The sequence below is a fragment of the Streptomyces sp. VNUA24 genome, from assembly GCF_029167005.1.
Lineage (GTDB): Bacteria > Actinomycetota > Actinomycetes > Streptomycetales > Streptomycetaceae > Streptomyces > Streptomyces scabiei.
The window spans coordinates 8701409-8722228 of record NZ_CP119143.1; the positions used below are offsets into that span (position 1 = coordinate 8701409).

The following is a 20820-nucleotide window of genomic DNA, read 5'->3' on the forward strand; positions in this document are numbered from 1 at the left end:
TGAGCTCATGAGTCACGGTCCACGATCCGGCCTCGCCGCGGTGAGCGCCGCGTTGCTGGCCATGAGCAGGCACCTGGAGGTGCGCGACGTCCTCAAGACGATCGTCGCCTCCGCGCGGGAGCTGCTCGACGCGGAGTACGCGGCGCTCGGCGTCCCCGACGACCACGGCGGCTTCGCCCAGTTCGTCGTCGACGGGGTCAGCGACGCCCAGTGGAAGGCCATCGGCCCCCTCCCGCGCCAGCACGGCATCCTCGCCGCCATGCTCCACGAGGCCACCCCCGAGCGGCTGGCCGACGTCCGCGAGGACCCCCGCTTCGAGGGCTGGCCGAGCGCCCACCCCGACCTGGTCGACTTCCTGGGCCTGCCGATCCGCGACGGCGACGAGGTCATCGGCGCCCTGTTCCTCGCCAACAAGCGGTGCCCCAGGCCCGAGGGCGGCTGCGGCTTCACCGAGGACGACGAGGACCTGCTGTCGATCCTCGCCCAGCACGCCGCGATCGCCCTGACCAACGCCCGCCTCTACGAGCGCAGCCGTGAACTGACCATCGCCGAGGAGCGCTCCCGGCTCGCCCACGAACTCCACGACGCCGTCAGCCAGAAGCTGTTCTCCCTGCGCCTGACCGCCCAGGCCGCCGCCGCCCTCGTGGACCGCGACCCCTCCCGGGCCAAGGGCGAACTCCAGCAGGTCGCCGCCCTCGCCGCCGAGGCCGCCGACGAACTGCGTGCCGCCGTCGTCGAGCTGCGCCCCGCCGGGCTCGACGAGGACGGCCTGGCCGCCACCCTGCGTACCCAGATCCACGTCCTGGACCGCGCCCACAGCGCCCGCGTCACCTTCTCCGGCCGCGGCGCCCGCGCGCTGCCCGCCGCCCAGGAGGAGGCCATGCTGCGGGTCGCCCAGGAGGCCCTGCACAACGCCCTGCGGCACGCTCGGGCCGAGCGGGTGGACGTCACCCTCGACCGCCGGGGCGGCGGAGCCGTCCTGCGCGTCACGGACGACGGCATCGGCTTCGACACCCAGGCCGTGCGCCACGCGGGACGCCACCTCGGTCTGGTCTCCATGCGCGACCGGGCGAGCGGGGTCGGCGGCCGGCTGACCGTGGAATCGGCGCCCGGAAAGGGCACCACGATCGAGATGGAGGTCCCCGGTGGCTGAGACGATCAAGGTGCTGCTGGTCGACGACCACCAGGTGGTCCGGCGCGGCCTGCGCACCTTCCTGGAGGTGCAGGACGACATAGAGGTCGTCGGAGAGGCCGCCGACGGCGCCGAGGGAGTCGCCCGCGCCGAGGAGCTCCGGCCCGACGTCGTCCTGATGGACGTCAAGATGCCGGTCATGGACGGCGTCGCCGCCCTGCGCAGGCTCCGGGAACTCGCCAACCCCGCGCGCGTGCTCATCGTCACCAGCTTCACCGAGCAGCGCACGGTCGTCCCGGCCCTGCGCGCCGGAGCCGCCGGGTACGTCTACAAGGACGTGGACCCCGACGCGCTCGCCGGCGCCATCCGTTCGGTGTACGCGGGACACATCCTGCTGCAGCCGGAGGTCGCCGACGCGCTGCTGTCCCAGGAGGAGGCCAACTCGGGCCAGGGCAGGGGAAGTTCCCTCACCGAGCGGGAGCGGGAGGTGCTCGGTCTGATCGCCGACGGGCGCTCCAACCGCGAGATCGCCCGCGCTCTGGTCCTCTCCGAGAAGACGGTGAAGACCCACGTCTCGAACATCCTGATGAAGCTCGACCTGGCGGACCGCACGCAGGCCGCGCTGTGGGCGGTACGCCACGGTATGGCGGGATGAGGATCGGACCGTCCGGCAATACGAAAGGTTCCGCGCCGGGCTGAGATTCATACTGTCGGGTGTATGTCCCCCGGGTGGCGCATCCTCGGGTGGGTCCCGCCGTTCTTCAGTGCGTGCTGCGTGCGACCGCCGCAGCGACCGCTAGGAAGGGCTCACCGTGAAGAACCTGAAGAAGGCCGCCGCTGTCACGATGGTGGCCGGTGGCCTCGTCGCCGCCGGTGCCGGCATGGCCTCCGCCACCGACGGCGGGGCGCACGCCGACGGCAAGGCCATCGGCTCGCCGGGTGTCGTCTCGGGCAACGTCATCCAGGCCCCCGTCCACGTCCCCGTGAACGTGGTCGGCAACAGCGTGAACGTCATCGGCGCCCTGAACCCGGCCTTCGGCAACCTGGGCGTCAACCACTGACGTTCCCGCCCCGGAGCACCAGTGACCACCGGCCCTCCAGGCATCCCTGGAGGGCCGGTCAGGTTGTCGCGCCCATGCGCCGGACGGACCGTTCGCGCCGCCCCTCCGTGCCACCTCCGGCGCCACCGTCGCCGCCGTCGCCGACTCCTCGGCGGACAGCGCGGCCGCGGGCTCCCCGGGCGTCACCTCCGGCCTCGACGTCCAGGCCCCCCCCGACGTCCCCGTTCAGCCGTCCCAACTGCGGGCAGTCGTGCCGCCGGGGCGGCACGGGTGGGCGCAGCGGCACCTCGCAGCGCCGAGTTGCGCAGCCGACCCCCGCCCAGCCGCAGCCGCCGGCCAACGCACAGCCAAGGCTCACCGCACCCCCGCCCGGCCAGCGCCCGCGCTCCCGCCCGGCCAGCGCCCGACCCTCGCCCGGCTAGCGCCCGCGCTCCCGCTCCTCCACGAACGCGTTGTACGCCGCCACCTGCGCCCGCCGGGCCGTCCGTTCCACCGGCCGCAGTGCGGCGCTCCGGGAAGCCATCTCGGATGCGCTCACGGCCCCGCCGTGCCCGTTCTCGTACGCCACGGAGATCAGCAGCCCCACCCGCTGCGCCAGCTCCAGCACCCGTACCGCACGCGGCGGATACCCGGGCGCCAGCACCTCCCGGCCCCGCTCGGCCCGTGCGCGGTACGCGTCGATCGCCGCCTCCGCCACCGGCCCGGACGCGGCCACGTCCAGTCGCGACAACACCGCCGTCGCCTCCCGCAACGCCTCCGCCAACTCCCGCTCGGCCTCCCCCAGGGACGGCACGTCGGCCGGCGGCGCCTCCCGCACCTCCAGGCAGTGCCAGACGACCTCCACGTGCTCGTCACCGGCCCGCCCGGCCGTGTGCACCTCCGGCACCAGCCCCAGCGCACCCCCGTGGCAGACGACCGCCTCCTCCGCCTCCAGCGCCCGCTTGTTGAACTCCGGCGGCCCGCTCAGCCCCAGCGGATGCCCCGCCGCCGGCAGCGCGACGCGCAGCCCGCGCGCCCCCAGCGCCCGCAGACGCCCCAGCGCGAGCGTCAGTCCGACCGGCCCCGACTCACCGGGCAGCCCCTCGACCCGGTGCACGGCGTCCTCCCCGACGATCGCGAGCACCGCGTCATCGGGCGAGACAAGTCCGGCAAGAAGGGCGTTTCCCCACGAGGCAAGGCGTCCAGAGCGCGGTTCCGAGAGCATGCCCCCACCCTAAGGACCGACCGAGGGGATGGACCGCCCGACCGGTGGCGTAGATTTCCCCATGGGCTGCGCCCACCCGGCGGTGGCTCCGACCACAGGCGTACGCGACAGCCGAGACAGGCCGACACTGCAAGGGGAGACAGCGCGCTCATGAGCGATGTTCTGGAGCTGGAGGACGTATCCGTGGTCCGCGAGGGCCGGGCTCTGGTGGACCAGGTCTCCTGGTCGGTCAAGGAGGGCGAGCGCTGGGCCATCCTCGGTCCGAACGGCGCGGGCAAGACCACCCTCCTGAACATCGCGTCCAGCTACCTCTACCCCAGCAAGGGCACCGCCACGATCCTCGGTGACACCCTCGGCAAGGTCGACGTCTTCGAACTGCGCCCCCGCATCGGCATGGCGGGCATCGCCATGGCGGAGAAGCTCCCCCGGCGCCAGACGGTCCTGCAGACCGTCCTGACCGCCGCGTACGGCATGACCGCCACCTGGAACGAGGACTACGAGGAGATCGACGAGCTGCGCGCCCGCGCCTTCCTCGACCGCCTCGGCATGACCGAGTACGTCGACCGCAAGTTCGGCACCCTCTCCGAGGGCGAGCGCAAGCGCACCCTCATCGCCCGCGCCCTGATGGCCGACCCCGAACTGCTGCTCCTCGACGAGCCGGCCGCCGGCCTCGACCTCGGCGGCCGGGAGGACCTCGTCCGCCGGCTCGGCCGCCTCGCCCGCGACCCGATCGCCCCCTCCATGATCATGGTCACGCACCACGTCGAGGAGATCCCGCCGGGCTTCACCCACGTCCTGATGATCCGTCAGGGCAAGGTCCTCGCCGCGGGCCCGCTGGAGCTGGAACTCACCTCCCGCAACCTCTCCCTCTGCTTCGGCCTCCCGCTCGTCGTCGACCAGCTCGGCGAGCGCTGGACCGCCCACGGTCTGCCGCTCACCTGACCGCCGACTTCCCGCGATCCCCGGCCAGTCGAATGCCCTGGGGCCACAACCGGCCCCAGGAGCAACCGACTTGGACCCACTCTGTACGTGATCTTTGACCGTGCGCTCTGTTCGGCGGCCCGATCGCGGTTCTACCATGGCCGACGTGGACAGCATCGACGCATGGGTGTGGTGGCTGATCGGCGCGGCCGGGCTCGGGATCGCCCTCGTCGTGACCGCGATGCCCGAGTTGGGCATGCTCGCCCTGGGCGCGGTCGCCGGCGCCGCGACCGCGGGGCTGGGCGGAGGCGTGGTCCTCCAGGTCCTCGTCTTCGCGGCCGTCTCCGTCGCGCTCATCGCGGTCGTACGGCCCATCGCGGCCCGGCACCGGTCCCAGCGGCCCCAACTCGCGACCGGCATCGACGCGTTGAAGGGCAGACAGGCCGTCGTCCTGGAACGGGTCGACGGCTCGGGCGGCCGCATCAAGCTGGCCGGCGAGGTCTGGTCCGCCCGCGCACTCGACACCGGCACGGCCTACGAGGTGGGTCAGGAAGTGGACGTCGTGGAGATCGAGGGAGCGACGGCCATCGTCATGTGACCTCGCACGACGCGGTCACGAGGCGATGACGCAATGACCTGAACGACCCACCTGGCAGGCGGTGTTCTGCCAGACTCGACCAGCAAGATCTTCAACAGTCCGAACAGGCATAAGATCTTCCGGAAGCGCCACGGCGGAGAAGGGCACGGGGAGCAACGATGGAACCGATCATCATCGTCCTGATCATTCTGGTGGTGTTGGTCTTCATCGCCCTGATCAAGACCATCCAGGTGATCCCACAGGCCAGCGCGGCCATCGTCGAACGGTTCGGCCGCTACACCCGCACCCTCAACGCGGGCCTCAACATCGTCGTCCCGTTCATCGACTCGATCCGCAACCGGATCGACCTCCGCGAACAGGTCGTGCCGTTCCCGCCCCAGCCGGTGATCACCCAGGACAACCTGGTCGTGAACATCGACACCGTCATCTACTACCAGGTGACCGACGCCCGCGCCGCGACCTACGAGGTCGCCAGCTACATCCAGGCCATCGAGCAGCTCACCGTCACCACCCTGCGCAACATCATCGGCGGCATGGACCTGGAGCGCACCCTGACCTCCCGCGAGGAGATCAACGCGGCCCTGCGCGGCGTCCTCGACGAGGCCACCGGCAAGTGGGGCATCCGCGTCAACCGCGTCGAGCTGAAGGCGATCGAGCCGCCCACCTCCATCCAGGACTCGATGGAGAAGCAGATGCGCGCCGACCGCGACAAGCGCGCCGCGATCCTCACCGCCGAAGGTACGCGGCAGGCGGCCATCCTCACCGCCGAGGGCGAGAAGCAGTCCCAGATCCTGCGCGCCGAGGGTGAGGCCAAGGCCGCCGCCCTGCGCGCCGAGGGCGAGGCCCAGGCCGTCCGTACGGTCTTCGAGGCCATCCACGCCGGTGACCCGGACCAGAAGCTCCTGTCCTACCAGTACCTCCAGATGCTCCCGAAGATCGCCGAGGGCGACGCCAACAAGCTCTGGATCGTCCCCAGCGAGATCGGCGACGCCCTCAAGGGCCTCTCCGGCGCCATGGGCAACTTCGGCAACCTGGGCGGCGGCCCGTCCGTCCCCCGCCCCGCCGACGGCAACGGCGACCGCCGCGAGAAGCCGGCGATCGACTAGAGCAGACGACATCGGGACCACCCTCGAAGAAGAGGGTGGTCCCGATGTCTTTTCGGCTTTTGCTTTGAGGGGCGCGGGGAACTGCGCGATCAGCCAGAACGGACCCGCAGCCCGCAAATGACAGAGGCCACGACGGCGCTCAACGGCCTTACCGGCGGGGCCCTACGCGGCCCCTTGCGACAGCCAGGCCGGCAGCGCGTCGTAGTCCTCGTGTCCCAGCGACAGCAGCATCGCGTCGGCCGGCGTCGGCTCGAACGGCTGCCGCAGCAGCGGCATACCCGCCTGTTCCGGAGTCCGGTCGGCCTTGCGGTGATTGTCCTCGGCACAGGAGGCCACCGTGTTCAGCCAGGTGTCGCCGCCGCCCCGCGAGCGCGGCACCACGTGGTCCACGGTCGTCGCCCGCCTCCCGCAGTACGCGCACCTGTGCCTGTCCCGTACCAGGACACCCCGCCTGGACCAGGGCGCTTGTCTTCGGAACGGCACCCTGACATACCTGCAGAGTCTGATCACCCGGGGCGCCGGTATGTCGACCTCGGCTCCCCGCATGCGCAGTTCGGGGTGGGTCTGCTCGACGACGGCCTTGGCCTGCAGCACCAGAACGACGGCGCGGTTGAGCGTCACCGTCGACAGCGGCTCGAAGCTCGCGTTCAGTACCAGCGTGTCCCGCATCCCAGCCCACCTCCTGTGCCAGCCCACCCCCCGGCGGGCTTGGATCAACTCTGGCCGGGCACGCCGAGATGGACAACGCAATAAAAAATGCCCGTCCCTGATCACTTCCAAGACCAGAGACGGGCAAACGTTCAATGAACGTCCGGCTTCGTTACTTTTCCGCCTCAGCGGCGTACTCGCCGATGAGATGAGCACGAGCCAAGGTGTGGAACCGCAGGTTGAAGCCGACCACCGCGGGTGAGGCGTCCGAGTCGGGACCGAGCTTCTCCTGATCCACGGCGTACACCGTGAACACATAGCGGTGCGCGGGATCCCCGGGCGGCGGCGCGGCCCCGCCGAAGTCCTTCGTCCCGTAGTCGTTGCGCACCTGGACCGCACCCTCGGGCAGTCCCTCGAACTTCCCCGAGCCCGCGCCCGTCGGCAACTCCGTCACCGACGCCGGGATGTCGAACACCACCCAGTGCCAGAACCCGCTGCCCGTGGGGGCGTCCGGGTCGTAACAGGTCACGGCGAAACTCTTGGTCTCGGGCGGGAAGCCCGCCCAGCTCAGCTGCGGCGAGGTGTTCCCCGCCGCGTGGACCTGGGCGTCCTTGAGCATCGCACCCGCCTCGACGTCCTCGCTCGCGACCGTGAAGGACGGCACGACCGGGTGGAAATCGTGGGGGAGCGGCGGCCTCTTCGGCTCGGTCACCTCAGTACCTCCTGATGGATCCGGGGTAGGTGTGCTCAGAGCCTAGAACCAGCTGCGCTTGCTGCCGACCTCCGACAGCCACTGGTTCAGGTACGCGGCCCAGTCCGTGCCCTGGTAGTCGTGCAGCCCCACCCGGAACGAACGGAACGAGTCGCTGCCCTCGCTGAACAGCCCCGGCTTCTTGTCCATCTCCAGCACGACGTCCATCTCGCGGTCGTCGGCGACGAAGCTCAACTCGACCTGGTTCAGGCCGTGGTACTGCTGCGGCGGGTAGAACTCGACCTCCTGGTAGAAGGGCAGCTTCTGCCGGGTGCCCCGGATGTGGCCGCGCTCCAGGTCCGCGTTCTTGAAGCGGAAGCCCAGCTGGATGAAGGCGTCCAGGATCGCCTGCTGCGCCGGCAGCGGGTGCACGTTGATCGGGTCCAGGTCACCGGAGTCGACCGCGCGCGCGATCTCCAGCTCGGTGGTCACACCGATGTGCATCCCCGGCAGGCTGTGGCCCTGGATGGTGGTGACCGGCGTCTCCCACGGGATCTCCAGACCGAACGGCACCACATGGACCGCCCCGGCCTTCAGCTCGAAGGCACCACCGAGCCGCTGCTTGGTGAACACCATGTCCTGCTTGTACTCCGCGTCCTGGCCCTCCACCTCGACCCGGGCCTGCAGGCCCACGGACAGCCCCTCGATCTGCTGGTCCACGGAACCGCCCTGGATCCGCACCTCACCCTGGACGACGCCGCCCGGGACGACATTGACCTCGGTCAGCACCGTCTCGACCGAAGCCCCACCGGCTCCCAGGCTCGCGAGCAGCCGCTTGAACCCCATGTCTGTTCCTCCCGTCAGGCAATGCCTGCATATCTGTTCTGTGTGGTTCTGCTGTGTTGTGTGGCGTGGATCGCTCGGCATGGCGTGGATCCTTGATCCCTACCAACGCAAACCGGCGTCGACCGGTTCCGCGTCCTCCAGCCCCACACCCTTCCAAGGCGGACGCCCTCCCGCCACCCATCGGCACGCACCCGTCTGGACTACGCTCGGACGCCATGATCGCGAGCACCGACCGTACGCCCCTGGCCCGCGAGTTCTTCGACCGCCCCGTACTGGAGGTGGCGCCGGACCTCCTGGGACGCGTCCTCGTACGCATCACGCCCGACGGGCCGATCGAACTGCGCCTCACGGAGGTCGAGGCCTACGACGGCGCCAACGACCCCGGCTCCCACGCCTATCGGGGCCGCACGGCCCGAAACGACGTGATGTTCGGTCCGCCCGGTCATGTGTACGTCTACTTCACCTATGGCATGTGGCACTGCATGAACCTCGTGTGCGGTCCCGAGGGGCGGGCGAGCGGGGTCCTGCTGCGCGCGGGCGAGATCACCGAGGGCGTCGACCTCGCCCGCAAACGTCGAATCTCAGCCCGAAATGACAAGGAACTGGCCAAAGGGCCTGCCCGTCTGGCCACGGCCCTGGACGTGGACCGCGCCCTGGACGGAACGGACGCCTGCGCGTCGGACGCCTCGCCCATCACCGTCCTGACCGGCGCCCCCGTCGGTCCTGACCAGGTACTCAGTGGCCCTCGCACCGGTGTCGCCGGCGACGGCGGAGTCCATCCCTGGCGCTTCTGGATCGCCGACGACCCGACGGTCAGCCCCTACCGGGCACACGCCCCCCGTCGGCGCTCAACTTGACTCGCCCCTGGGGGGTCCGTAACGTAGCCCGAGCCGCTTGAACCGGTTACGGCGATCAGCCAGCAGCCGAGAGCGGCCAACCCACTACCTACGACATCCCCTCAGCGGGGGCGCATCAGGCATGCCCTGATGCGAGCCCGCGGAACTCAATTATGAGTTTGCCGAGGGAATCGGCTAACGTAGTGAATGTCGAAAGGCCGCAAGGGAAACCGAGAGGTCAAAAGACAGCCGAAAGGCAAACCTCCCGACTGGGAATCGGAACCGGAAACGGTCTGATAGAGTCGGAAACGCAAGACAGCAAGATCGAAGGGAAAAGCCCGGAGGAAAGCCCGAGAGGGTGAGTACAAAGGAAGCGTCCGTTCCTTGAGAACTCAACAGCGTGCCAAAAATCAACGCCAGATATGTTGATACCCCGTCTCCAGCATTCGCTGGGACGAGGTTCCTTTGAAATAAACACAGCGAGGACGCTGTGAACCATCGGACTATTCCTCCGGTGGTTCCGCTCTCGTGATGTGTGCACCGACGCTTTTAATTAAGCACAGTCGGGTAAACATTCACGGAGAGTTTGATCCTGGCTCAGGACGAACGCTGGCGGCGTGCTTAACACATGCAAGTCGAACGATGAACCACTTCGGTGGGGATTAGTGGCGAACGGGTGAGTAACACGTGGGCAATCTGCCCTTCACTCTGGGACAAGCCCTGGAAACGGGGTCTAATACCGGATACGACACTCTCGGGCATCCGATGAGTGTGGAAAGCTCCGGCGGTGAAGGATGAGCCCGCGGCCTATCAGCTTGTTGGTGAGGTAACGGCTCACCAAGGCGACGACGGGTAGCCGGCCTGAGAGGGCGACCGGCCACACTGGGACTGAGACACGGCCCAGACTCCTACGGGAGGCAGCAGTGGGGAATATTGCACAATGGGCGAAAGCCTGATGCAGCGACGCCGCGTGAGGGATGACGGCCTTCGGGTTGTAAACCTCTTTCAGCAGGGAAGAAGCGAAAGTGACGGTACCTGCAGAAGAAGCGCCGGCTAACTACGTGCCAGCAGCCGCGGTAATACGTAGGGCGCGAGCGTTGTCCGGAATTATTGGGCGTAAAGAGCTCGTAGGCGGTCTGTCGCGTCGGATGTGAAAGCCCGGGGCTTAACCCCGGGTCTGCATTCGATACGGGCAGACTAGAGTGTGGTAGGGGAGATCGGAATTCCTGGTGTAGCGGTGAAATGCGCAGATATCAGGAGGAACACCGGTGGCGAAGGCGGATCTCTGGGCCATTACTGACGCTGAGGAGCGAAAGCGTGGGGAGCGAACAGGATTAGATACCCTGGTAGTCCACGCCGTAAACGGTGGGAACTAGGTGTTGGCGACATTCCACGTCGTCGGTGCCGCAGCTAACGCATTAAGTTCCCCGCCTGGGGAGTACGGCCGCAAGGCTAAAACTCAAAGGAATTGACGGGGGCCCGCACAAGCAGCGGAGCATGTGGCTTAATTCGACGCAACGCGAAGAACCTTACCAAGGCTTGACATACACCGGAAACGGCCAGAGATGGTCGCCCCCTTGTGGTCGGTGTACAGGTGGTGCATGGCTGTCGTCAGCTCGTGTCGTGAGATGTTGGGTTAAGTCCCGCAACGAGCGCAACCCTTGTTCTGTGTTGCCAGCATGCCCTTCGGGGTGATGGGGACTCACAGGAGACTGCCGGGGTCAACTCGGAGGAAGGTGGGGACGACGTCAAGTCATCATGCCCCTTATGTCTTGGGCTGCACACGTGCTACAATGGCAGGTACAATGAGCTGCGAAGCCGTGAGGCGGAGCGAATCTCAAAAAGCCTGTCTCAGTTCGGATTGGGGTCTGCAACTCGACCCCATGAAGTCGGAGTTGCTAGTAATCGCAGATCAGCATTGCTGCGGTGAATACGTTCCCGGGCCTTGTACACACCGCCCGTCACGTCACGAAAGTCGGTAACACCCGAAGCCGGTGGCCCAACCCGCAAGGGAGGGAGCTGTCGAAGGTGGGACTGGCGATTGGGACGAAGTCGTAACAAGGTAGCCGTACCGGAAGGTGCGGCTGGATCACCTCCTTTCTAAGGAGCATCTAGCTGCCGCAAGGCAGCCAGGGCCACAACGTCGGCGAACGTCCGACGGTGGTTGCTCATGGGTGGAACGTTGATTATTCGGCCGGTTCGTCGGGCCGGAGGCTGTGAGTACTGCCCCTTGCGGGTGTGGAAAGCATGATCTCCGGACGGGGAGTGGTCGGGCACGCTGTTGGGTGTCTGAGGGTATGGCCGTACGGCTGCCTTCAGTGCCGGCCCCAGTGCACTCGAATCTGCTGGTTCGGGGTGATGGGTGGTTGGTCGTTGTTTGAGAACTGCACAGTGGACGCGAGCATCTGTGGCCAAGTTTTTAAGGGCGCACGGTGGATGCCTTGGCACCAGGAACCGATGAAGGACGTGGGAGGCCACGATAGTCCCCGGGGAGTCGTCAACCAGGCTTTGATCCGGGGGTTTCCGAATGGGGAAACCCGGCAGTCGTCATGGGCTGTCACCCTTGCCTGAACACATAGGGCAAGTGGAGGGAACGCGGGGAAGTGAAACATCTCAGTACCCGCAGGAAGAGAAAACAACCGTGATTCCGGGAGTAGTGGCGAGCGAAACTGGATGAGGCCAAACCGTATGCGTGTGAGACCCGGCAGGGGTTGCGTATACGGGGTTGTGGGATCTCTCTTTCACAGTCTGCCGGCTGTGAGGCGAGTCAGAAACCGTTGATGTAGGCGAAGGACATGCGAAAGGTCCGGCGTAGAGGGTAAGACCCCCGTAGCTGAAACATCAGCGGCTCGTTTGAGAGACACCCAAGTAGCACGGGGCCCGAGAAATCCCGTGTGAATCTGGCGGGACCACCCGCTAAGCCTAAATATTCCCTGGTGACCGATAGCGGATAGTACCGTGAGGGAATGGTGAAAAGTACCGCGGGAGCGGAGTGAAATAGTACCTGAAACCGTGTGCCTACAAGCCGTGGGAGCGTCGGATATGTGCTTGCACATATCTCGTGACTGCGTGCCTTTTGAAGAATGAGCCTGCGAGTTTGCGGTGTGTTGCGAGGTTAACCCGGGTGGGGTAGCCGTAGCGAAAGCGAGTCCGAACAGGGCGCTTCAGTAGCACGCTCAAGACCCGAAGCGGAGTGATCTAGCCATGGGCAGGTTGAAGCGGAGGTAAGACTTCGTGGAGGACCGAACCCACCAGGGTTGAAAACCTGGGGGATGACCTGTGGTTAGGGGTGAAAGGCCAATCAAACTCCGTGATAGCTGGTTCTCCCCGAAATGCATTTAGGTGCAGCGTCGTGTGTTTCTTGCCGGAGGTAGAGCACTGGATAGGCGATGGGCCCTACCGGGTTACTGACCTTAGCCAAACTCCGAATGCCGGTAAGTGAGAGCGCGGCAGTGAGACTGTGGGGGATAAGCTCCATGGTCGAGAGGGAAACAGCCCAGAGCATCGACTAAGGCCCCTAAGCGTACGCTAAGTGGGAAAGGATGTGGAGTCGCAGAGACAACCAGGAGGTTGGCTTAGAAGCAGCCACCCTTGAAAGAGTGCGTAATAGCTCACTGGTCTAGTGATTCCGCGCCGACAATGTAGCGGGGCTCAAGCGTACCGCCGAAGTCGTGTCATTCATACAATAGGGCCAACGCCTGTATGGATGGGTAGGGGAGCGTCGTGTGCCGGGTGAAGCCGCGCCGGAAGGCAGTGGTGGACGGTTCACGAGTGAGAATGCAGGCATGAGTAGCGATACAAACGTGAGAAACGTTTGCGCCGATTGACCAAGGGTTCCTGGGTCAAGCTGATCTGCCCAGGGTAAGTCGGGACCTAAGGCGAGGCCGACAGGCGTAGTCGATGGATAACCGGTTGATATTCCGGTACCCGCTGTGAAGCGTCAAACATCGAACCAGGCGATGCTAAGTCCGTGAAGCCGCCCCGGAGCCTTCGGGCAAAGGGGAGTGGTGGAGCCGACGAACCAGACTTGCAGTAGGTGAGTGATGGGGTGACGCAGGAAGGTAGTCCATCCCGGGCGGTGGTTGTCCCGGGGTAAGGGTGTAGGACGTCAGGTAGGTAAATCCGCCTGGCAATAGTCTGAGACCTGATGCCGAGCCGATTGTGGTGAAGTGGATGATCCTATGCTGTCGAGAAAAGCCTCTAGCGAGTTTTATGGCGGCCCGTACCCTAAACCGACTCAGGTGGTCTGGTAGAGAATACCGAGGCGTTCGGGTGAACTATGGTTAAGGAACTCGGCAAAATGCCCCCGTAACTTCGGGAGAAGGGGGGCCATCACTGGTGATCCGATTTACTCGGTGAGCTGGGGGTGGCCGCAGAGACCAGCGAGAAGCGACTGTTTACTAAAAACACAGGTCCGTGCGAAGCCGTAAGGCGATGTATACGGACTGACGCCTGCCCGGTGCTGGAACGTTAAGGGGACCGGTTAGTCAGGATTCGTCTTGGCGAAGCTGAGAACTTAAGCGCCAGTAAACGGCGGTGGTAACTATAACCATCCTAAGGTAGCGAAATTCCTTGTCGGGTAAGTTCCGACCTGCACGAATGGCGTAACGACTTCTCGACTGTCTCAACCATAGGCCCGGTGAAATTGCACTACGAGTAAAGATGCTCGTTTCGCGCAGCAGGACGGAAAGACCCCGGGACCTTTACTACAGTTTGATATTGGTGTTCGGTTCGGCTTGTGTAGGATAGCTGGGAGACTGTGAAGCTCGGACGCCAGTTCGGGTGGAGTCGTCGTTGAAATACCAGTCTGGTCGTGCTGGATGTCTAACCCGGGTCCGTGATCCGGATCGGGGACAGTGTCTGATGGGTAGTTTAACTGGGGCGGTTGCCTCCCAAAGGGTAACGGAGGCGCCCAAAGGTTCCCTCAGCCTGGTTGGCAATCAGGTGGTGAGTGTAAGTGCACAAGGGAGCTTGACTGTGAGACCGACGGGTCGAGCAGGGACGAAAGTCGGGACTAGTGATCCGGCGGTGGCTTGTGGAAGCGCCGTCGCTCAACGGATAAAAGGTACCCCGGGGATAACAGGCTGATCTTCCCCAAGAGTCCATATCGACGGGATGGTTTGGCACCTCGATGTCGGCTCGTCGCATCCTGGGGCTGGAGTCGGTCCCAAGGGTTGGGCTGTTCGCCCATTAAAGCGGTACGCGAGCTGGGTTTAGAACGTCGTGAGACAGTTCGGTCCCTATCCGCTGCGCGCGTAGGAATATTGAGAAGGGCTGTCCCTAGTACGAGAGGACCGGGACGGACGAACCTCTGGTGTGCCAGTTGTTCTGCCAAGGGCATGGCTGGTTGGCTACGTTCGGGAGGGATAACCGCTGAAAGCATCTAAGCGGGAAGCCTGCTTCGAGATGAGTATTCCCACCCACTTGATGGGGTAAGGCTCCCAGTAGACGACTGGGTTGATAGGCCAGATATGGAAGCCCAGTAATGGGTGGAGTTGACTGGTACTAATAGGCCGAGGGCTTGTCCTCAGTTGCTCGCGTCCACTGTGTTAGTTCTGAGACAACGAACAGTTGTCGGCTCAGAGCAGAACATCAAACTGAAAAGTGTGCTTGTTCGCTCGAAACCAATAGGGTTTCGGTGGTCATAGCGTGAGGGAAACGCCCGGTTACATTTCGAACCCGGAAGCTAAGCCTTACAGCGCCGATGGTACTGCAGGGGGGACCCTGTGGGAGAGTAGGACGCCGCCGAACAATCTTTGAAGGACCCCTGGTCACCAGCGTACAGCTGGGACCAGGGGTCCTTTTTTGTTTTCCGGGGCGCGCCGGCTATCCGGCTGCGCGAGAATGACTTGCGGTACCGATGACAGGAGTCACCATGTCCACCAACTCTCCCGACGATCGACCGGAGCGCGACCAGCGGCGACGGGACAGTGGCGATCGTGGTGGTTACCGCGGTGGGCCGCGTCCGAACAACGATCGTCCGAACAACGACCGGCGGGACAACGACCGTGGCGGCTACGGCCGTCGGGACGACCGACGTCCCGACGACCGACGTGGTGACGACCGCGGTGACCGTGGCGGTTTCCGGCGCGATGATCGCCGGGACGACCGTGGTGGCTTCCGGCGCGACGACAACCGTGGTGAGCAGCGCGGCGGTGGCGGTGGTTTCCGGGGACGGGACGACCGTGGAGGCAACGACCGTGGGCCTCGCCCTGCGTTCCGGCGTGACGACCGCCCCGCCGGTGCGGGTCCGCGTCGTGACGACCGGGATCGCGACCGTGGCTTCCGCCGTGACGGTGACCGGCCGGCTTTCCGTCGCGACGACCGGCGCGATGACCGCCGAGATGATCGGCGTGACGACCGTCGTGGTGACGACCGTGGCGGGTTCGCGCGCCGCGACGACCGTCCCGCGTTCCGGCGTGACGACCGCCGGGACAGCGGGGACCGCGGCGGTTTCCGGCGTGACGACCGGCGTGACGACTTCCGTCGTGACGACCGTAGCGGCAGTGACCGCCCGGCCTTCCGCCGTGACGGTGACCGGCCGGCTTTCCGTCGCGACGACCGTCGTGACGACCGTCCCGCGCGTCCTGAGCATCGTGAGGGCGACCGTCCCTCCTACCGTCGTGACGACGACCGCGGCGGCTTCCGCCGGGACGACCACCGCGGCGGCGACCGCACCGGCGGCTTCCGAGGCCGTGACGACCGGGGCCGTGACGACCGGGGCGGCCGTCCGCCGTTCCGGCGGGACGACCGGCGTGACGACTTCCGTCGTGACGACCGCGGGGGCAGCGACCGCCCGGCCTTCCGCCGTGACGACCGTCGCGATGACCGCCGTGACGACCGTCCCGCGCGTCCTGAGCGTCGTGAGGGCGACCGTCCCTCCTACCGTCGTGACGACGACCGCGGCGGCTTCCGCCGGGACGACCACCGTGGCGGTGAGCGCACCGGCGGCTTCCGTCGCGATGACAGCCGTGGTGGCGACCGCCCCGGCGGCTTCCGAGGCCGTGACGACCGGGGCCGTGACGACCGACGCGGTGGCGACGACCGTCGCGGCGGTCCCCGTCGGGACGATCGTGGAGGCCGCCCCGGCGGGTTCCGTGACCGTGACGACCGGCGGGGCGGCGACGACCGGCGCGGTGGCGGCCGGTTCCGTGACGAGCGGGACCGGGACCGGGAGCCGATCAAGCGGCTGCCGATCCCGGAGGACGTCACCGGCGAGGAGATCGACAAGGACGTACGGCAGGAGTTGCAGAGCCTGCCCAAGACGCTGGCCGACGATGTCGCCAAGAACCTTGTGATGGTCGCCAGGCTCATCGACGAGGACCCCGAGGGCGCGTACGGCTACTCCCGGGTCGCTCTGCGGCTGGCATCGCGTGTCGCCGCCGTGCGCGAGGCGGCCGGCTTCGCCGCGTACGCCACCCAGAAGTACAGCGAGGCCCTCGCCGAGTTCCGGGCGGCCCGGCGCATGACCGGCAACGTCGACCTGTGGCCCGTCATGGCCGACTGCGAGCGTGGGCTCGGGCGGCCCGAGAAGGCGCTGGACATGGCCGGGGCCCCCGAGGTGCACAAGCTGGACAAGGCCGGGCAGGTCGAGATGCGGCTCGTGGCGGCCGGAGCGCGGCGCGACATGGACCAGCTCGACGCGGCCATCGTGACCCTGCAGAGCCCGGAGCTGGCTTCCAGTTCCGTCCAGCCGTGGACCGCACGCCTGCGGTACGCGTACGCCGACGCGCTGCTCGAGGCCGGGCGTGAGGGCGAGGCGAGGGAGTGGTTCGCCAAGGCCGTCGAGGCCGACAAGGACGGCAGCACGGACGCGTCGGACCGCCTCGCCGAGATGGACGGAGTCGAGTTCGTCGACGCCCTCGGTGACGAAGAGGGCGGCAACGGGGCCGCGGGCGACGAGGCGTCGGCACAGGGCGCCCCCGCCCCGGACGCCGGCCCGGACCGCGGAGACGACGACGAGGACGATGTCACCGACGAGGACGTGGAGGACACCGACGAGGACGTGAAGGACGACGTGTCCGGTGACGTCGTCGAGGTCCAGGACGACAAGGACTGACGTCCGGCGGTGACGGTGACACGGTGAGGGCGGGACTCGTGCCGACACGGGTCCCGCCCTTTCGTATGCCCTCCTCCGGGCCCCCGGAGGTCAGAGGTCCAGCGCGCGCAGCACCAGCCCCGACGCCGGCTTCGGGCCGAACGAGGTGGACTTGCGGGGCATCGTGACGCCCTGGCGGGCGAGGTCGCGCACGACCTCCTCGCGGACCGGGTGCATCAGGACGGCCGTACCGCCGTCGCGTTCGGCCTTCTCGACGGTCGCGGCGGTGTCGTGGATGTAGGCGACGTGCGCCGGCGAGTCCTCGGGGATGCGCCAGACGTGGTCGAGGAGGGTCGCGTGCAGGACCGTCGCGTCGAGGGTGCGCCAGGCGGCCGGGCGGTCGGCGGGGATCGTACGGGTGAGAAGCTCCGGGTCCGGGCGGTCGGCGAGGTGGAACGAGCCGTCGCCCGCGAGGAGGAAGGCGTTGCCCGCGGCGGCCGCTTCCGCCAGGGCTTCCAGCGCCTCGGGGAGCGGGACGCGCAGTCGGCGTACGCGGAACCGGCCGTCCAGGGCGGCGAGCGCGTCGGCGAGCGGGAGGCGGTGCAGGAGGCGGTGGATCGCGCGGACCCGGAGCGGGTAGCGGGCGGTGTCCACGAGGAGCACCAGGCCGTAGTCCCAGGGGCTGGGGGAGGGGTGTTCCGCGCGGAGCCGGAGGTAGGTCGCCCAGCGGTGGTGGCCGTCGGCTATCAGGGCCTGGTGGTGGGCGAGGTCCGCCTGGATCTCGGCGAGGTCGGCGGGGTCGGTGACCGCCCACAGGCGGTGGCTGAAGCCGTCCTCCGTGGTCGTGGCGAGGAGCGGAGCCCGTTGCGCCGTCCGCTCGACCACCGCCGTCGCCCCGGCCGCGGCGCCGTCGCCCCGGTAGGTGAGCAGCAGGGGCTCCATGTTGGTGGAGGTGGCGCGCATCAGGGCCGCGCGGTCCGTGATCACATGGGGGATGACGTCCTCGTGCGGGAGGACCACTCCGGCGTCCGGCTCCGACAGGCGCAGGGCGCCGATCAGGCCGCGCTGGAGGATGCTGCCGTCCGCCTGCTCGTAGACGTAGAGGCCGGGCTCGCTGTCGGGGGCGAGGACGCCGTCGGCGAGCCAGCGGCGCAGGGTGTCCGCCGCCTGTTCGTCGCGGGCGGCGGGCGATCCGGCCTGAGGGAGTATCAGGCGGACTATGTTGTGCGGATCGGCGGATTCGAGATGGAGCAGACCGTCCGGCCGGACGACGACGTCGTACGGCGGTGATGTCACGGCGGCCAGGCTGCCGACCCGGTCGGGGTCGTAGCGAAGCCCCCGGAACGGGGTCAGTTCCAGGCCGCTGCGCGCCGGGGTCTCCTCCGCGGGACCTGCATAGTTCATTGATGCATCGTAGGGGTGTCGGTGCGGTGAGGGATGATCGGGGAAAGTGACCTAACCGATTGTTGACCCATCGGAGGTCGCCCGGGCGTCACCGGGTGACCGGCCGGCCGGTGGGACCGAGCGAGGAGCGGAGTGCGATGAGCCGGACAGTCAGGACGCGGCCCGACGGCTGTGGGCAGGCCCTGAGCGAGGCGTACGACACGGCGCTGCTCGATCTGGACGGGGTGGTGTACGCGGGCGGCAGTGCGATCGCGTACGCCGTGGACTCCCTGGGGACGGCGCGCGCGGGCGGTATGCACCTGGCGTACGTCACCAACAACGCGCTGCGGACGCCCGACGCCGTGGCCGCGCACCTCACCGCGCTCGGGATACCGACCGTGGCGGGAGACGTGATCACCTCGGCGCAGGCGGTCGCCCGGCTGATCAGCGAGCAGCTGCCCGCGGGTGCGCGGGTGCTGGTCATCGGTGGCGAGGGGCTGAGGGTGGCCCTGCGCGAGCGAGGTCTGGAGCCGGTCGAGTCGGCGGACGACGATCCGGCGGCCGTGGTGCAGGGGTTCGGCGGGCCCGATCTGCCCTGGGGGCGGTTCGCGGAGGCCAGCTACGCCATCGCGCGCGGGGTGCCGTGGTACGCGTCCAACACCGATCTGACGATTCCGAGCGCGCGGGGCATCGCGCCGGGCAACGGGGCGGCCGTGCAGGTCGTGCGGATCGCGACCGGGGCCGAACCGCAGGTGGCTGGCAAGCCGCTGCCCCCGATGCATCGGGAGACGATCCTGCGGACCGGTGCGGAGCGGCCGTTGGTGGTCGGGGACCGCCTGGACACGGACATCGAGGGCGCGTTCAACGGCGAGGTCGACTCGCTGCTCGTGCTGACCGGCGTGACCGACGGCGCGCAGCTGCTGGCCGCGCCCCCGCAGCACCGGCCCACCTATGTCGACGCCGATCTGCGGGGCATGCTCACCGGGCAGCCGGAGGTCGTCGAGGCGGGCGCGGGCTTCCGCTGCGGTGGCTGGACGGCGACGGCGGGCGCGGAGCAGCTGGAACTGGACGGCGAGGGCGAGGCCCTGGACGGGCTGCGAGCGCTGTGCGCGGCGGCCTGGACGGCTGCCGGGGAGGGCTCGTGCGAGCTGGACGGGGGGAAGGCGCTGGCCCGGCTGGGGCTGTGAGTGCCTGCCCGGCGACCCGGTTCGCCGTGGTCCGGGGGATGGGCCGTCTCGCGAGCGCGGACCCGACGGGGACACTTAGGGAGGGTAGGCTAACCTAACCGGGTGTTGGTCGACAGTCCTCCTGAACCGAGCGCGGAGACCGCCCCCGCGCCATCGAACCGCCGGGCGGTCCGCGTCGTCGGGCTCCTCGTGTCCCTCCTGGTCCTCGTCGCGGTCGCCCTGGCGAGTATCGCGATCGGTGCCAAGGAGCTGTCCCTCGGGCAGGTCTGGCACGGGTTGTCCGCGAACACGGGGACGTACGGGGACGCCGTCGTCGGGGAACGGATCTCGCGCACCCTGCTCGGACTCCTCGCGGGCGCCGCGCTGGGGCTCGCGGGGGCCGTCCTCCAGGCGCTCACCCGCAACCCGCTGGCCGACCCGGGACTGCTCGGTATCAACGCGGGCGCCTCCGCCGCGGTCGTCACCGCCCTCACCTACTTCGGCGTCACCTCGCTGAGCGGGTACGTGTGGTTCGCGTTCGCCGGCGCCGCCGCCGTCGGGGCGCTGGTCTGGTTCCTCGGCGGCAGCCGCGGCGCGACACCCGTACGGCTCGCGCTCGCGGGCACGGCCGTCAGCGCGGCCCTCTACGGCTATCTGCAGGCCGTGATGATCATGGACGGCGCGGCGCTCTCCAAGATGAGGTTCTGGACGGTCGGGTCGCTCGCGTCGGCGACCGACGAGACGATCACGCAGGTGCTGCCGTTCCTGGCCGTCGGCACGGTCGTCGCGCTGCTGCTCGCCCGGCCGCTGAACGCGGTGGCCATGGGCGATGACACCGCTCGCGCACTCGGCGCCGACCTCAACCGCACCCGGGTGCTCTCCATGGCCGCCGCCACCGTGCTGTGCGGCGCCGCGACCGCCGCCTGCGGGCCGATCGTGTTCGTCGGGCTGATGGTCCCGCACGCCGTGCGCTCCTTCACCGGACCCGACCTGCGCTGGATCCTGCCGTACGCGACCGTCCTGTCCCCCGTGCTGCTCCTCGGCGCCGACGTCGTCGGCCGCATGGTGGTGCGGCCCGCCGAGCTGCAGGTCGGCATCGTCACCGCGATCCTCGGCGGACCGGTCTTCATCTTTCTCGTACGACGGCGAAGGACGGCGCAGCTGTGAGGACGGCAGTGAAGACGCGAGTC

The 20820-nt window shown here is 67.8% G+C and carries 15 protein-coding genes, 3 rRNA genes and 1 pseudogene; 14 read left to right on the forward strand and 5 right to left on the reverse strand.

Translation table 11 applies throughout. The annotated features are described in order from the left end of the window. The first annotated feature begins 7 nt into the window (after positions 1-7). From PYR72_RS37355 to chpE, 3 genes are all read left to right on the forward strand, one after another. Positions 8-1153 (forward strand): GAF domain-containing sensor histidine kinase, encoded by a 1146-nt coding sequence (locus tag PYR72_RS37355; protein ID WP_275459402.1) that lies wholly within the window; start codon positions 8-10, stop codon positions 1151-1153. Further along, positions 1146-1787: a response regulator transcription factor gene (locus PYR72_RS37360; protein WP_275459403.1), complete on the forward strand. Its 642-nt coding sequence runs from the start codon at positions 1146-1148 to the stop codon at positions 1785-1787. The genes PYR72_RS37355 and PYR72_RS37360 overlap by 8 nt, the downstream gene beginning before the upstream one ends. Before the next feature lie 157 nt (positions 1788-1944). Then, on the forward strand, positions 1945-2193 hold the full coding sequence (chpE, locus tag PYR72_RS37365) for a chaplin ChpE (RefSeq protein WP_059079463.1): 249 nt from the start codon (positions 1945-1947) through the stop codon (positions 2191-2193). Between the two features lie 418 nt (positions 2194-2611). Here chpE and PYR72_RS37370 read toward each other — a convergent pair whose 3' ends face one another. Beyond that, positions 2612-3397: a hypothetical protein gene (locus PYR72_RS37370; protein ID WP_275459404.1), complete on the reverse strand. Its 786-nt coding sequence runs from the start codon at positions 3395-3397 to the stop codon at positions 2612-2614. Between the two features lie 150 nt (positions 3398-3547). Here PYR72_RS37370 and PYR72_RS37375 point away from each other — a divergent pair, with 150 nt between their 5' ends. The 3 genes from PYR72_RS37375 to PYR72_RS37385 all read left to right on the forward strand — a co-directional run bounded on the left by PYR72_RS37375 (position 3548) and on the right by PYR72_RS37385 (position 6022). Continuing rightward, entirely contained in the window at positions 3548-4339 is a 792-nt protein-coding gene (locus PYR72_RS37375) for an ABC transporter ATP-binding protein (protein WP_275459405.1), read from the forward strand. Between the two features lie 145 nt (positions 4340-4484). Beyond that, entirely contained in the window at positions 4485-4916 is a 432-nt protein-coding gene (locus PYR72_RS37380) for an NfeD family protein (protein ID WP_275459406.1), read from the forward strand. A 158-nt stretch (positions 4917-5074) separates the two neighbouring features. Next, entirely contained in the window at positions 5075-6022 is a 948-nt protein-coding gene (locus PYR72_RS37385; protein ID WP_275459407.1) for an SPFH domain-containing protein, read from the forward strand. Between the two features lie 162 nt (positions 6023-6184). Here PYR72_RS37385 and PYR72_RS37390 read toward each other — a convergent pair whose 3' ends face one another. The 3 genes from PYR72_RS37390 to PYR72_RS37400 form a co-directional block, all read right to left on the reverse strand. Beyond that, positions 6185-6691: an HNH endonuclease gene (locus PYR72_RS37390; RefSeq protein WP_013004692.1), complete on the reverse strand. Its 507-nt coding sequence runs from the start codon at positions 6689-6691 to the stop codon at positions 6185-6187. Between the two features lie 151 nt (positions 6692-6842). Beyond that, positions 6843-7382, reverse strand: a complete 540-nt coding sequence (locus PYR72_RS37395) for a YbhB/YbcL family Raf kinase inhibitor-like protein (RefSeq protein WP_275459408.1) — start codon at positions 7380-7382, stop codon at positions 6843-6845. 42 nt (positions 7383-7424) lie between these two features. After that, complete coding sequence (locus PYR72_RS37400; protein WP_013004694.1) at positions 7425-8207, reverse strand: sporulation protein; 783 nt, start codon at positions 8205-8207, stop codon at positions 7425-7427. 215 nt (positions 8208-8422) lie between these two features. On the opposite strand from PYR72_RS37400, the gene PYR72_RS37405 reads away from it, so the two are divergent. The 6 genes and pseudogenes from PYR72_RS37405 to PYR72_RS37430 all read left to right on the forward strand — a co-directional run bounded on the left by PYR72_RS37405 (position 8423) and on the right by PYR72_RS37430 (position 17102). Next, the gene (locus tag PYR72_RS37405) at positions 8423-9064 is read left to right on the forward strand and encodes a DNA-3-methyladenine glycosylase (RefSeq protein WP_275459409.1); all 642 of its coding nucleotides are present in this window, start codon (positions 8423-8425) and stop codon (positions 9062-9064) included. A 553-nt stretch (positions 9065-9617) separates the two neighbouring features. Beyond that, positions 9618-11143 (forward strand): 16S ribosomal RNA (locus PYR72_RS37410). Positions 11144-11452: 309 nt separating this feature from the next. Beyond that, positions 11453-14572 (forward strand): 23S ribosomal RNA (locus PYR72_RS37415). Positions 14573-14677: 105 nt separating this feature from the next. Further along, positions 14678-14794, forward strand: a 5S ribosomal RNA gene (gene rrf / locus PYR72_RS37420). Together the 16S, 23S and 5S rRNA genes form the textbook arrangement of a ribosomal RNA operon. Before the next feature lie 124 nt (positions 14795-14918). Beyond that, positions 14919-16121: pseudogene (locus PYR72_RS43025) on the forward strand (hypothetical protein); the annotation flags it as partial. Positions 16122-16232: 111 nt separating this feature from the next. Beyond that, a complete protein-coding gene (locus PYR72_RS37430; RefSeq protein WP_275460625.1) occupies positions 16233-17102 on the forward strand; it encodes a hypothetical protein in 870 nt (289 codons plus the stop codon). Between the two features lie 90 nt (positions 17103-17192). Here the strand turns inward: PYR72_RS37430 and PYR72_RS37435 are convergent, their stop codons facing one another. Next, complete coding sequence (locus tag PYR72_RS37435) at positions 17193-18485, reverse strand: DUF1015 domain-containing protein (protein WP_275459410.1); 1293 nt, start codon at positions 18483-18485, stop codon at positions 17193-17195. 137 nt (positions 18486-18622) lie between these two features. Between PYR72_RS37435 and PYR72_RS37440 the strand changes: the two genes are divergently transcribed. Together PYR72_RS37440 and PYR72_RS37445 are read left to right on the forward strand one after the other, a co-directional pair. Then, positions 18623-19651, forward strand: a complete 1029-nt coding sequence (locus PYR72_RS37440) for an HAD hydrolase-like protein (protein WP_275459411.1) — start codon at positions 18623-18625, stop codon at positions 19649-19651. Positions 19652-19753: 102 nt separating this feature from the next. Then, positions 19754-20797 carry an iron chelate uptake ABC transporter family permease subunit gene (locus PYR72_RS37445; protein ID WP_275459412.1) on the forward strand — a complete coding sequence of 348 codons (1044 nt, stop codon included), beginning with the start codon at positions 19754-19756 and terminating at the stop codon, positions 20795-20797. The last annotated feature ends 23 nt before the right edge of the window (positions 20798-20820 follow it).